The 13,818-nt window shown below is 60.0% G+C and carries 11 protein-coding genes; 6 read left to right on the top strand and 5 right to left on the bottom strand.

Annotated elements, in window-relative coordinates; genetic code table 11:
• Positions 1–73: 73 nt before the first annotated feature.
• The 4 genes from QEH57_RS03150 to QEH57_RS03135 are packed head-to-tail and all read left to right on the top strand — an operon-like array spanning position 74 to position 4,352.
• Positions 74–1,123, top strand: coding sequence for a COX15/CtaA family protein (locus QEH57_RS03150; RefSeq protein WP_309005222.1), 1,050 nt, complete (start codon positions 74–76; stop codon positions 1,121–1,123).
• On the top strand, positions 1,120–2,055 hold the full coding sequence (cyoE, locus tag QEH57_RS03145; protein ID WP_309005221.1) for a heme o synthase: 936 nt from the start codon (positions 1,120–1,122) through the stop codon (positions 2,053–2,055). Before QEH57_RS03150 ends, cyoE begins: the two co-directional genes overlap by 4 nt.
• A 7-nt stretch (positions 2,056–2,062) precedes the next feature.
• Positions 2,063–2,500 (top strand): DUF420 domain-containing protein, encoded by a 438-nt coding sequence (locus tag QEH57_RS03140; protein ID WP_309005220.1) that lies wholly within the window; start codon positions 2,063–2,065, stop codon positions 2,498–2,500.
• 55 nt (positions 2,501–2,555) lie between these two features.
• Positions 2,556–4,352 carry an SLC13 family permease gene (locus QEH57_RS03135; protein ID WP_309005219.1) on the top strand — a complete coding sequence of 599 codons (1,797 nt, stop codon included), beginning with the start codon at positions 2,556–2,558 and terminating at the stop codon, positions 4,350–4,352.
• Positions 4,353–4,373: 21 nt separating this feature from the next.
• Here QEH57_RS03135 and QEH57_RS03130 read toward each other — a convergent pair whose 3' ends face one another.
• The 3 genes from QEH57_RS03130 to QEH57_RS03120 all read right to left on the bottom strand — a co-directional run bounded on the left by QEH57_RS03130 (position 4,374) and on the right by QEH57_RS03120 (position 8,050).
• Positions 4,374–5,186, bottom strand: a complete 813-nt coding sequence (locus QEH57_RS03130; protein ID WP_309005218.1) for an inositol monophosphatase — start codon at positions 5,184–5,186, stop codon at positions 4,374–4,376.
• Positions 5,187–5,353: 167 nt separating this feature from the next.
• Positions 5,354–6,838, bottom strand: a complete 1,485-nt coding sequence (locus QEH57_RS03125) for a rhamnulokinase family protein (protein ID WP_309005217.1) — start codon at positions 6,836–6,838, stop codon at positions 5,354–5,356.
• A 21-nt stretch (positions 6,839–6,859) separates the two neighbouring features.
• Entirely contained in the window at positions 6,860–8,050 is a 1,191-nt protein-coding gene (locus QEH57_RS03120; RefSeq protein ID WP_309005216.1) for an L-rhamnose isomerase, read from the bottom strand.
• A gap of 104 nt (positions 8,051–8,154) precedes the next feature.
• Here QEH57_RS03120 and QEH57_RS03115 point away from each other — a divergent pair, with 104 nt between their 5' ends.
• Entirely contained in the window at positions 8,155–9,030 is an 876-nt protein-coding gene (locus tag QEH57_RS03115) for an AraC family transcriptional regulator (protein ID WP_309005215.1), read from the top strand.
• Between the two features lie 49 nt (positions 9,031–9,079).
• Complete coding sequence (locus tag QEH57_RS03110; RefSeq protein ID WP_309005214.1) at positions 9,080–11,644, top strand: c-type cytochrome; 2,565 nt, start codon at positions 9,080–9,082, stop codon at positions 11,642–11,644.
• A 152-nt stretch (positions 11,645–11,796) separates the two neighbouring features.
• On the opposite strand, the gene QEH57_RS03105 is transcribed toward QEH57_RS03110, so the two are convergent.
• The gene (locus QEH57_RS03105) at positions 11,797–12,570 is read right to left on the bottom strand and encodes a 3-ketoacyl-ACP reductase (protein ID WP_309005213.1); all 774 of its coding nucleotides are present in this window, start codon (positions 12,568–12,570) and stop codon (positions 11,797–11,799) included.
• A gap of 86 nt (positions 12,571–12,656) precedes the next feature.
• Positions 12,657–13,805, bottom strand: coding sequence for a Gfo/Idh/MocA family oxidoreductase (locus tag QEH57_RS03100; protein ID WP_309005212.1), 1,149 nt, complete (start codon positions 13,803–13,805; stop codon positions 12,657–12,659).
• Positions 13,806–13,818 lie beyond the last annotated feature (13 nt).

Raw genomic sequence — 13,818 nt, 5'->3', positions numbered from 1 at the left:
TGAACCTGAAAAGAGAGTGATTTGTGAGTCCCGAGTTCATAGTGCCAAGGTAGACAAACGATCCGCCAAGAAGATGCCAGCAAAAGCACCAGACCAAAACGAAAACCGATACTTGCCAGCCTTGTTCTGGACCAGCCTCGGCGCCCTCGTATGGATCACCTTTCTGCTCTATGCGGGCGGGTTCACCACCACGATCCGCGCCGGCATGGCCTTCCTCGACTGGCCGCTTTCCAACGGATCCATCAATCCGGAAGGCTGGCTGCAGGACAAGGACATGGCCGCCGAGCACTCCCACCGGCTCCTCGGCATGGTCATGGGGCTGCTTTCCATCGCCCTCTGCGTGCTGGCCCACGCCTGCAAAGCGTCCCGTGCCGCCCGCAAGATGGGCAACTGGCTGGTGGTCCTCGTCATCGTCCAAGGCCTCCTGGGCGGACTGCGCGTCAAGCTCGACGCCCTCAACCTGCAGATCGACCACAACCTCTACGCCCAAAGCTTCGCCGTGGCCCACGCCACCCTGGCCCAGATCTTCCTTTGCTTGCTGGTGGCTTTCGTCATCCGCAACAGCCGCTCCTGGATCGACCGAAACGCCGGCTTCCCCTTCGCCCCCAGCGCCTCCGTCACCACCTTGGGCTACGTCGCCTGCGGCGCCATCGTCCTGCAGCTGATCGTAGGAGCCATCATGAGGCACGCCCACGCCGGCTTGGCCATCCCCACCTTTCCCCTCACTCCGCACGACACCTTGATCCCTCCCGTCTTCAACTTCGCGATCGGCATCCACTTCGCCCACCGCGTCGGCGCCGTCATCGTCACCGTCGCCATCCTTGCCTTCTGCGTGCAAGTCTGGAGAGACGCCGCCAGCCGCAAGGCCATGGGCAAATCGGCCGCGGGCCTGCTAGCGCTTCTATTAATACAAGTCGCCCTCGGCGCCCTCGTAATCTGGAAAGTTCGCAACGAGCACGTCACGACCTTGCATATGCTAAACGGGGCGTTCACCTTAGCCCTTTGCTGGTCAATGACGTACAGAAGCCTCAAGTCCAAATTCAACGCCAACTCCGCCGCCGCGCCTCGCCGCGACGCGCTTGAGGACGATTCCTCCCGCATCGGCCAAACCGCAAAAGCGTGAGCCTAGAACCTTCAAAACGAGTCGATCTGACTCCCGCTGCTCCCTTGTCCGATCGTACCGAAAACAAAGCGATTGCCTGGTCCGCCTACTACGAGCTGACCAAGCCCCGCCTCAGCCTGCTTTCCGTCATCACCGCCCTTGTGGGCTACCTGGCGGCCCTCCCTTCCCGCGACGTCGCCACCCTCGTCTTCTTCCTGGGCGGCACCGCCATCTGCGCCGCTGGAGCTGCCACCCTCAACCAATTCATCGAGCGCGACACCGACGCCCTCATGAAGCGGACCCGCGAGCGTCCGCTCCCCGCCGGACAAGTTTCCCCCGGCGTAGCCCTCTGGCTTGGCATCGCCCTCTCCATCGTAGGGGTCGCCTCCCTTTGGCTCGGAGCCAACCCCTTAGCGGGCGTGCTCGGCCTCGCCACCATCCTCACCTACATCGCGATCTACACGCCGCTCAAGCTCAAGACCCGCTGGGCCACCGAAGTTGGCGCCCTCCCTGGAGCCTTGCCGCCTCTCATCGGCTGGGCCGCCGCCGAGGGCAGCATTTCCCCGCTGGGCTGGATCCTCTTCGGCATCCTCGCCTTCTGGCAAATGCCGCACTTCATGGCCATCGCCTGGACCTTCCGCAAGGACTACGGCTCCGCCGGATTCCCGATGCTCACCGTGGTCGACCCCTCAGGCAAGAAAGCCGGCATCTGGGCAACCGTCAACGCGGTCGCCTTGCTCGTGGTAAGCCTGCTGCCCATCTTCTTCGGCCTCTGCGGCTGGCTCTACACCATCGTGGCAGCTGTGTTCGGCGTCTGGTACCTGATTCGCTCCATCGCCTTCGCCACCGCCACCAACCGCGACGGCGTAGCCCGCAAACTTTTCTTCAATTCGATCCTCTACCTGCCAGCCGTTCTCTTCACGCTCGTAATCGATCGTTGGATACTGTTTTAGACCATCCATGGAAATCAGCGACATCCCAGCCCTCAACGCTTCCCTGAACGCACTGGCAACCGTACTCATCATCGCGGGAGTCGTCTCGATCAAACTGAAGAAAGAGGGAGCCCACCGCTTCTTGATGGGCGCCTCCATCATCGTTTCGGCCATTTTCCTTATCGGATACGTGTACCACAAGTACGCGGTACAAGGCGTGCACACCCCCTTCAACGGAGAGGGATTCATCCGCTACGTCTACTACACGATGCTCATTTCCCACATCCTGCTAGCGGCCGCCATTCCGGTACTGGTCATCCGCACCGCCTACCTCGGCATCAAGGATCGTCGCGAGCTCCACAAGAAATGGGCTCGCATCACCTACCCGATTTGGCTCTACGTTTCCGTCACCGGCGTGCTTGTATACTACTTTCTCTACGTCTGGTTCCAGCCAGCCGCAGCTTGACCCGCTTCGCTCCGCGAAGTAAAACCAACTCTTCCAGCCGCTCCTCCGCCCTGCTATGACCTGGGATATCGCATTCGTATTCGTTCTGCTCGTACTAACGCTCATCAGCTTCGTATGGGAAAAACTGCCTGCCGACGTTACTGCGCTATCCGTTTTCGCGATCCTCATCGCCACCGGGACGCTCAGCTCGCAGCAAGCCTTCTCCGTCTTCTCCAATCCGGCCCCCATCACCGTCGGGGCCATGTTCATGCTCAGCGCCGCCCTGGAGAAAACCGGCCTGATCGCCCTGCTTAGCCAAAAGCTGCAAGGCCTGGGAAGCCTAAGCTACCGGCCCTTCCTGCTCGTCATCATGGTCCTGGTCGGAGTCCTCTCAGGCTTCATCAACAACACCCCCGTGGTCGTGGTCATGCTGCCCATCGTCCTGACCCTTTCCAGCAAGATCGGCGTCGCCGGATCGAAGGTCCTCATCCCGCTCTCCTACGCATCCATTCTCGGCGGCACCTGCACCCTCCTGGGAACCAGCACCAACATCATCGTCTCCGGCGTGGCGGAAGGCGTCGGCGGAGAGCCGCTCGGCATGTTCGAGTTCGCTTTCATCGGGGTACCCGTCTTCGTCGCCGGAGTCATTTACCTGCTCCTCTTCGGCAACAAGCTGCTCCCCTGGCGCGAAACCCTCACGTCCATCCTTTCCGAAGAAGAGCGCCGCGAATACATCGCCGAAGCCTTCGTCAACACCAACTCCTCCGCCATCGGCAAGACCCTCAAGGAAGCGGGCTTCAAGAGCACCAGCGGCATGCGAGTCATCGACCTCGTGCGCTCCGGCGTCTCCCTGCAAGGCCGCATGCACGACGTCAAGCTGCTCGAAGGCGACCGCCTCTTCCTCGCCTGCCGGGCCTCCGGACTAGCAAAGGCCCGCTCCATCGAAGGCATCGACCTCGCCGCCGAACGCGAGCTGGGCCTCGAGCACATCAACGCCCACGAGGGCCTGATCGTGGAAGGCATCCTGGGCCCCAACTCCGAAATCCTCGGCAAAACGCTCGAAGAAGTAAACTTCCGCCAACGCTACCGCCTAGTAGTTCTAGCCATCCACCGCAACGGCCGCAACCTCCGCGACCAGCTCGGCACCCTTCGCCTCGAATTCGGCGACACCCTCCTCTTGCTGGGTACCGACGAAGCCATCCAGAACATGAGCGGAAGCGAGGACATCATCCTCATGGAAAACCGGGCCGTCCCGTCCAAGACGGAAAAGCGCAAGAGCTTCATCGTGCTGGCCGCCATCGCCGGCGTCGTAGCCTGCGCCTCCTCCGGATTCGCCGGCATCGAAGTCGCCGCCGTCGTGGCCTGCGCCCTCCTCTTCGTAACCAACTGCCTGCGCCCCAAAGATGGATACGCCGCCGTGCAGTGGAACATCCTCTTCATCATCTTCGGCATGCTCAGCCTCGGCATGGCTATGTCCGAAACCGGAGCCTCCAAATGGCTGGCCGATCAACTCATTTCCGGCGTCACCCTCTTCACCACCGAAGAGATGCGCCCCTACGTCATGCTGGCCTGTCTCTACTTGCTGACCAACCTGCTTACCGAAATCCTTTCCAACAATGCCGCCGCCGTCCTAATGGCCACCCTCGCGGTCGGCATTTCCCAAACTCTCGGCGTAGACATGAAGCCTTTCCTCATGACCGTGGCCATCGCCGCCTCGGCCAGCTTCTCGACCCCTATCGGCTACCAGACCAACACCTACGTCTACGGGGCCGGCGGCTACCGATTCTCCGACTTCATCAAAGTCGGAGCGCCTCTCAACCTCATCTGCTTCATCATAGCCGTCACCCTCATCCCCATGATCTGGAGCTTCTAAGCGCCGGCTCGGACTAAAACGCTACCATCGGAACTTGGTCTCTTTCCCGATCGTCTTCTCGATCGAGTCGCACAACGCGCCGCTGCCCGCGATGTGCGCGAACCCGCTCGCCTTCGAAGAGAAGGTCTTCATTGGAAACACTTCCGTATCGAAAAAACGGGTACTGCCGCCAACCGCGGCCAACAAAGGCATACCGCCCGCGATATCCCATGCCTTGACGCGATGGGCGATCACCCCGTCCAGCCAGCCCAGAGCCGTATACGCCATATGGATAGCGCTGCTCCCGAAGGCCCGCAACTTGAACTCCATCCGCAAGGCGTCGTCGTCCTGAATCGCCTCCTCCGTTGCAAGCGTTTGTGTAGCGATCAAGCTCTGGCTGTTGAGCTCAGCTTCCTTGCGCTCGACGCGCTGGTCGTCGACCCATAGTCCTTGCTCCATGCCACCATGGATCAGCTTCTGCGTTCCATGGTCGTAAATGTATCCATAAACCGGATTTCCGTCCTTCAACAGGGCGAGCGAAATCGAGCAATTCGGAATCGAGCGGGCAAAGTTATTCGTCCCGTCAATCGGATCCAACAACCAGGAAAAACCGGGCTTTACCTCGATCGGGTTCGGGCCGTGCTCCAACTCTTCGCTAAAGAACTGATCCTCCGGAAAGGCCTCCGCTAGCTGCTCGGTGATGATCTGGGACAAGTGCAAATCCGCCTCCGTCACCCGGGATCCGTCGAACTTCCACTGGCTCGCTACATCGCCAAACTGAGTGGTGAAGTACGCGACCTGCTCCCTCACCACCTGCTTTCCATAGGCTATTCTCGCTTCGAGCGTATTTTCCATGCCGAAGGATGAAACATGACAGCCGAACTCCCACAAGCATGAACTGGAACGACACCAGAGTGTCGCGCCCGCAGCCCTCGCCCTCGCTTCATCGAGAGCTGACGCCCCCGTTAAAGACGCAACAAAAAGCCCGCTCGCTTTCGCGAACGGGCTTTGTCGTAAAGCAACTAAGCGATCAGGGCCGAGAAACGCGCCTTCACTGCGGACGTCACCGCTCCCTCCCGCGGAGTGAACCTCCGCGGCGAAAAGGACGGGGCGACGAGCTCTCGCGCTTCCGCCAGATTTGCGGCAACGCCGTCGGCAATCATCTGGGCCATCACATTGCCGACTGCCGTCGCCTCCGCAGCGCCCACTACGACCGGCAAGCCCAAGGCATCCGCCGCCAATTGGTTGACCAAATCGTTGCGGCTCCCGCCTCCCAATATGAACAGGCCTTCCAGGCTCTTGCCGGTTACCTTCTCCAAAACGGAGAACACGTAATCGTACTTCAAAGCCAAGCTGTCGAAGATGCAGCGGGCCATTTGGGCATTGGTTTGCGGCTCAGGTTCGCCTCGCTCCCGGCAGAAGGCACGGATCTTCTCCGGCATGTCGCCCGCCGTGGCAAACGCGTCGTAATCCGGATCGATAAGGGAACGCATCGGCTCGCACTTGGCGGCTTCTTCGACGATCGTCGCATAGGACGCTTCCTCGCCATTAGCCAACCAAGTTCGGCGACACTCCTCGAGCAACCACAGCCCGCAGATGTTCTTGAGGAAACGAATCGTCCCACCATAGCCGACTTCATTGGAAAAGCCCGCCTCCGCAGCCGCTTGGCTGGTATTCGGCTCTTCCAGCTCGAATCCTAGGATCGACCACGTACCCGAACTTAGGATACCGTAGTTCGGCTGCACCTCCGGCAAGGCCATAAAGGCGCTCCCCGTATCGTGACCCGCCACCGTAGTGACCGAAAGTTCAGCCGCTCCAATAGCGCTGGCGACCTCCTTCGTCACTGGCCCCAACTTCGTTCCCGGCTCGACGATTTCGCCGAGAAAATCGGGTTCGACGCCCAGGTGCTGCAGGATCGGAACCGACCAATCCCCCGTATGCGGATTGAGCATCTGGGTCGTGCTGGCAATGGAACGCTCTGTTCCCTGCACGCCGGAAAGCCAGTAGTTGACCAGGTCCGGCAGAAACAGGATACGCTTCGCGCTGCGGAAAGCCGTGCGGTTCTCCGCGACTTCCGCCCCCATCTGGTAAAGCGTATTGAAGAACATGAACTGGATTCCCGTCTCGGAATAGATCAGGTCCTTGCCGAGCTCCTTGGCCAAGTACTCGAACGGCTTCGCAGTGCGGGAGTCGCGATAGCAAACTGGATTTGCCAACAGCTCTCCCTTTTCGTCCAGCAGTCCGTAGTCGACGCCCCAGGTGTCCACGCCGATCGAAACGGCAGCGGCCCCATAGGAATCCACCACCGACTTGATCCCGTAGAGGATTTCTGAATACAAGGATAGGAAATCCCAATACCAACGCCCTCTCAAAAGAACCGAAGGAGTTTCGAAGCGGTGCTTTTCCACCAGCTCCAATTTTCCATCGCTCCACACGCCCGCGATAACCCGGCCGCTCGTCGCACCGAGGTCCACGGCAATATAGACCTTTCGGTTGTTGTCTGTCATAAGTATACGAGCCTTTGGAGTTTAGGCGTAGGAGCTCTCTTGCGAGATTCCCAACTCCGCGCGGCGACGCGAACGGTCAGCCTCGATCTGCTCGAGGTAGCCGCTCTTGCGGTAAGCTTCCATCGGATTCGCGTCGAGCCCCTTCTCCTCACGCCATTGCGCGAGCAAGGGAGCGACGTCCGTGTTGTAAGCCGTCTTCAAAAGGTTTTCCGCATCCACGATATTACCGTCGCGCTGCGCCACGGCCAGGGCCTCGCGATCCACTAAGGCCGCCTTAGCCCATAGCTCCTGGGCAGTCGTCACCGTTTGGATCATGGCCTCGATCTTTGGCTTCAAGTTGTGCGACTGGTCGATCATGTAAGCGATATCCGGATACGCGCCCACCTCCGCAGCGTAGCCGTGGATCTCGTTGAAGATGCGGAAGATCTGGTAGGGATCGATCGAACCGAGCGTCAAGTCGTCGTCGGCGTAGCGGCGATCGTTGAAATGGAAGCCGCCGAGCATCTCCTCGTCCAGCAGCCAAGCCACGATCTGCTCGATGTTCTGCGAAGTATAGTGGTGCCCCGTGTCCACCAGCACCTTGGCCTGCTCGCCGAGCTTCTTGCAGAGCGCGTAGGACATGCCCCAGTCCGCCACATCGGTCTGGTAGAAGGCTGGCTCGAAAGGCTTGTACTCGATCAGCATGACCTGATCCTTGCCCAGTTCATCGTAGCAAGACTTCAAGCAGCTCTCGAAACGACGCTTGCGAGCGCGGATGCTGTCCTGCCCGGGGTAGTTCGTGCCGTCCGCAAACCAGTAGCTGATGAGGTTGCTTCCGACCGCTTCGCCAATCCGAGCGCAATCGATGCCATGGCTTACCGCCTGAGCGCGAACTTCCGCATCCGGGTTTCCGAAGCTGCCGAACTTGTACGCCTGGTCCTGGAAAAGGTTGGGATTGATCGAACCGACGCTAACGCCGTTCTTGGCCGCGATTTCCGCAGTCGCCTTCGGATCTTCCCCAGCCACGAAGTCCCAGAGCACGTGCACCGCGACCGTCGGGCAGCAGCCCGTCACCTTGTTCACCATGCCGGCGTCGGCGAACTTGTCCGCCGTGTCGATGGCCGAACCCTTTTGGAAAAACTTTCCGAAGCGGGTGCCGGTGTCCGCGAACCCCCAGGAGGGGAGTTCGATCTTCAATTGATCGAGTGATCTGAGCGCTTTTTCAGGAGTCATAATGTTTCTAAATTATCCAGGGAGTTTCAAAACCCCAATCATAGCGCCCGCTGCTTCAGTTTGCCATAGACAGGCTGATTCTTTACATACAACTTTTGACACTTATGAGTGGCGACTTCGCAATCTACCTTCCCCAACCCGAGGAATCCAATCCCTGGGGCGTCGAAATCACGGGAGCCGGCTCCGCCACCATCTCCCCGAGGCAGAGCTACCCGCCGGAACACCACCCCAGCGACCACTACTTCGACTGGAAGCTTGGCCGAACCCTCGAAACCTACCAGCTCATCCTCATCACCAACGGAGCAGGCACCTTCGAAACGCAGAGCATGCCGCCGATTACTCTGCACGCGCCTTTCCTCTTTCTGGTCTTTCCCGGAATCTGGCACCGCTACCGACCCGAGAACGACACCGGCTGGCAAGAAAGCTGGGTAGGCTTCCACGGCCCCTTCGCCGAGCAACTCCAGCAATCGGGCGCCCTCTCGCCCCAGAATCCCATTCTCAAAACCGGCAACAGCGAAATGCTGCTCGCCCAATTCCAACTGATCCAAGACGAGGTGAAATCCGAAGCCTTCGGATTTCGCTCCATCGCCGCCAGCGCCATCATGCAAATACTGGCACTTTGCACCCACCTGCCTGAACGGAAAGAGGAAGAAAACCATCCCATGCGAAAGACCATCCGGCGAGCCTGCTTCCTCATGCGCCAGCGCTCCGACGCCCCCCTCTGCCCCGAGGAACTCGCCGCCGAACTCAAAACCGGCTACACTTACTTCCGTCGCATGTTTCGCAAGTACACCGGCATCAGCCCCAAGCGCTACCACAGCCAACTTCGGCTCCAACGCGTGAAGCGACAGCTGCGCGACAGCTCCAGCAGCGTATCCGAAATCGCCGACAAATTTGGCTTCGCCTCTCCCTTCCACCTTTCGAACTGGTTCAAGAAAGAAACCGGACTGTCACCCCGAAACTGGAGACAAAGCACTTGAACCCGCCGCCGATGCGTCATCTCTTCGAACCTGACAACACATATTGCCCATGCTTTTTCCCCCTAAAAACGCCACGCGCTTCGCAAGCGCTCTCGCCCTAGCGTGCCTTCCTGCCAGCTCGGCATTCTCACAGGCAGGAGACCGCAAGGACCGCGAAGGACAAACCCAAGAAGAAATCTGGAAAGAGATCGACGTTCCGCCAGCCCCCATCCTCACCCCGGACGAAGCCATGCGAAGCTTCTCCATCGAGCCGGGATACAAGCTCGAGCTGGTCGCCGCGGAGCCTCTGGTCAACGACCCGGTCGCAATCGCTTGGGACGAACAGGGACGCCTCTGGGCCGCCGAAATGTGGGCCTACATGCCCGACGCCGACGGCAAGGGCGAACACGAGCCGGTGAGCCGAATCGTCATCCTCGAAGACGATGACGGCGACGGACAGATGGACCGATCCACCGTCTACCTGGACAAGCTCGTCCTCCCGCGCGCCATCTCCTTCGTGGAAGGCGGCGCCCTCATCGCCGACCCACCCCACCTCTACTATACCCAGGACACCGACGGTGACCTGGTCGCCGACCAAAAGAGCATCGTCGCCACCTACGGCGCCGAAGGAAACGTCGAACACGCCGAAAACGGCCTTCTGCGCGCCTTGGACAACTGGCTCTACAATGCCAAATCCAGCCGCCGCTTCCAGTTCAAAGACGGACGTATCCACGAAGAGGAGACAAACTTCAGGGGTCAATGGGGCATCGCCCAAGACGACTACGGAAGACTCTACTACAACAACAACAGCTTCTACCTCTACGGCGACATGGTTCCCTGGGAAGCCCTCGACGGTCACCCCGGCCATCCTCCCGCCGCCGGTATCGAACACCCCGTCGCCCCCGACCGCAACGTCTACACCGCTCGCGTCAACACCGGCGTCAATCGCGGCTACCTAGAAAGCACGCTCAGGCCCGACTACCGCCTCCGAACCGTTACCGCCGTCAGCGCCCCCACCATTGCCCGCGGCCACCGCTACCCTGAATCAGCCCAAGGCGGCACCTTTATTCCGGAACCGTCCGGCAACGTCGTAGCCAGATTCGAACTACACGACAAAGGCCTCGAAGTATCCGCGCAAAAGAAGCTGCACGAGCACCCAACCTGGGGGCCAATCGAATTCCTAGCCTCCACCGACGAACGCTTCCGCCCCGTGGCCACCGCAGTCGGCCCCGACGGCTTCGTCTACGTGGTCGACATGTACCGCGGCATCCTCCAGCACAAGACCTACCTCACCACCTTCCTGCGCAAGCAAATCATCGAGCGCGGCTTGGACCAGCCTGTCGGACTCGGCCGCATCTACCGCATCGTCCACGAGAGCGACGACGCCACGCGAACGGGACCCAAGCTCGGGGGACTTACGCCCGAGCAACTCGTCCCTTACCTTGCCGATCCTAACGGTTGGGTGCGCGACACCGCCCAACGCTTGATCGTCGACGCTGGAACCGCCTCCCCCGAGGCGCTGCGAGCCCTGAAGGATATGACCCAGCTCGGCAGCGAGCTCGCCCGTATCCACGCCCTCTGGACGCTAGAAGGACTCGGTCAGGAGGATCTCGGCACCCTCGCATCCGCCTACCAGAAAGGGAACGATTGGGTCCGCGTCCACGCCCTTAGAATCGCGGCCCCGCACCTCGCTTCCGCTCGCCAATCCCAGCACGCGCTCTGGAAGGCCTACCAGGGAGCCCTGAGCAGCGACTCCCGACGCGTTCGACTGCAAGCCGTCACCCTGCTCCCCAACTTCCAAGACAACGCCTTTGCTCTCCAAACAATCGGTGCGCTCAGCAAATCCGACCTTGCCGACCCCTACTTCATCGACGCGGCCGTATCCACTTTGTACGGACAGGAATCGAAACTGCTTGAGCAAGCCATCGCCAGCAATTCCCCCGCCAGCTACTCGCGCCTCCTCGCCACCCTCGCCCACGCCCTCTTCGAAGCGGGCGACGCCGACGCTGCGAGTGAATACGTCGAGGCAAGCTCGAACGACGCCACGCCAGGCGCTATCGCTTCCGCCATCAACGAAGGCTGGACAGTCGCCTTGCAGAAAAAGAACGTTCGCCCCCTCAAGCTTGCAGCGGCGCCCTCGCCCAGCCCCGAAGCAGGAAGCCCCGCCTACCAAGCCTTCGCTTGGCCCGGCAAGATCGACCCCGACGCCATCGTAGACTACGAATACAGCGAAGCGGACATCGCTTCCATCAACCGCGGCAAACCGCTCTACCAAAACAATTGCGCCATCTGCCACAACCAGAACGGACAAGGCACCCCCTCCCTCGCGCCTCCGCTCGCCGGATCGGATTGGGTCAAAGGCTCCAAGGAACGACTCGCCCTCGTCGTAGGACAAGGCCTCATGGGTCCAATCGAAGTGAACGGAGAACTGTGGAACCAAGCCATGCCTCCGCACGCCCAGCACCCCGCCCTCACCGGCGAGGCCTTCAACGATCTCCTCAACTACCTGCGAGCCTCCTGGGGCAACAACGCCGAGCCCTACCAGCCCGGCGAAGCGCGCGGCTACCTCCAGAAGCACGCCGGTCGCAGCCAACCTTGGCTCGCGAAAGAGCTTGAGGAACTCGACCTCGAGTAAGGTCGCGTTTCGACGGCCCTGTTGCCAACGAGAGGAGACCTCCCTGCGGACGTTCTTCGCCGTAGGGAGATTCCAGATACAAAAAAGAAGGCTCGGCCGTCCAGGCTACTAAATCTGAACCACCGAGCCTTCTAAGCTACCCAAAACAAATCCTAAAGGCGCGGCAGCGTAAGCCCGCCGTCCACCATAACGACCTGCCCCGTCGAGTACGGGAAGTCGCCGCGGGCCAAGCTGGAAACAGCCTTGCCGATGTCGTCGGCGAAGCCCCAACGCTTCGTCACGCATAGGCCTTCCGCGATCAGCTTGTCGTACTTCTCCGTAACGCCAGCCGTCATGTCGGTCTTGATGACCCCGGGACGCACCTCGTACACCGGGATGTCGAACTCGCCCAAGCGAGCCGCAAAGAGCGAAGTCACCATGCTCAAGCCAGCCTTCGCGATGCAGTACTCGCCGCGATTGACCGAGATCACAGTCGCGGAAATGGAGGATACGTTAACGATCGCCCCAGAAAAGCTCTCGTCTTCCTTCTTCGCCGCAACCATATCGTTGGCTACCGCCTGAGTCAGGAAAAACGCGCCCTTCAGGTTCGTATCGATCACGTAGTCGTAGCTCTCCTCCGTTGTCTCCAAAATGTCGAGACGCTGCTTCGGAGCCACGCCCGCATTGTTGACCAAAAGGTTCAAGGCTCCGCCCGCAGCCTTGCGAGCTACTTCCAAAATCCCGTTGCGACCTTCTACGCTGCCAATATCGCCACGAGCGTAGGCCACTTCCACGCCCTCGGCGCGAAGCGACTCCAAGGGCTCCGCAACGCCTTCTTCCGGCCGCATCCCGTTGATCACGAGGTTCCAGCCTTCCTTCGCCAGCGCCAAAGCGATGCCGTATCCAATTCCCCGAGACCCACCTGTTACCAAAGCTGTCTTCTTCATATCAAAAAATTCCTTTCCTGTAAGCTAGGCAGGCGCGGCTCGCTACTGCTCCCCGCGCCTGCCATGACTCTTCATTATCGCAAATTCTAGACGAGATCTTCTACGTCTACCCAGCGGCGCTCGGCCCAAGACTTGAGGGCCAGTTCCGCGAGCTGCACGCCGCGAGCGCCTTCGAGCAAGTCCCACTTGAACGGCTCGTCGAGTACCACGTGGCGGAGGAACTTCTCCCACTGCACCTTGAAGGCGTTGTCGAAGTTTTCCTGCTCCGGCATCTTCTGCCAGTGCTCGTAGAAATTGATCGGCTGCTCGATGTCCGGATTCCAGACAGGCTTTGGAGTGCCGCTGTAAGGCTGGAACCAGCAATCGCGCAGGCTTACTACCGCGGACCCCTTGGTGCCGTCGACCTGCATCATGAAGAGGTCGTCGCGACGAGGACGGGTACACCAGTTCGAATTGATGTGGGCAACGATTCCGCCTTCAATTTGGAAAGTCGTGTACGCAGCATCGTCAGCTGTTGCCTTGTAGGTCTTACCGTACTCATCGACACGCTCAGGAATGTGCGTGGCGCCGAGGCAGGATACGGATTCGATCTTGCCGAAGAGGTTCGCCAAAACGTAACGCCAGTGGCAAACCATGTCGATGATCATGCCGCCGTCATCTTCCTTACGGTAGTTCCAAGAAGGACGCTGCGCTGGAATGCTGTGACCTTCGAAAACCCAGTATCCGAAATCGCCAGTTACGCTGAAGATACGGCCGAAGAAACCGGTGTCGATCAGGCGCTGCAGCTTGGCCAAGCCGGGAAGCCAGAGCTTGTCCTGGACCACGCCATTCTTGACGCCTGCCTTTTCGCAAGTCTTGAAGAGGCTTACCGCCGTCTCGACGTCCACAGCCGTTGGCTTTTCGCAGTAAACGTGCTTGCCGGCAGCAGCCGCGTCCTCCACGCCCTTGGCGCGGCGGGAAGTCGTCTGGGAGTCGAAGTAGATCTGGTAGTAGTCGTCCTTCATGACGCTGTCCAAATCCGTAGTGTACTTTTCAACACCGCTCTGAGCGCAAAGCGCCTTGAGCTTAGTCTCGTTACGGCCAACGAGAATCGGGTCCGGCATGATGATCTCAGTTGGGCTAACCTTGACGCCACCTTCCTTGATGATCGCAGCGATCGAGCGGAGGAGGTGCTGGTTTGTACCCATGCGTCCAGTGACGCCGTTCATGATGATTCCTACTTTATGTTCCTTCATAGCAGTTTTGTCT

Origin of the sequence: Pelagicoccus sp. SDUM812005 (assembly GCF_031127875.1) — a bacterium.
In the GTDB taxonomy this organism is placed as follows: domain Bacteria; phylum Verrucomicrobiota; class Verrucomicrobiia; order Opitutales; family Opitutaceae; genus Pelagicoccus.
Note: the sequence above shows the minus strand (reverse complement) of the source record. Positions and strands in the feature narration are given on the sequence as shown.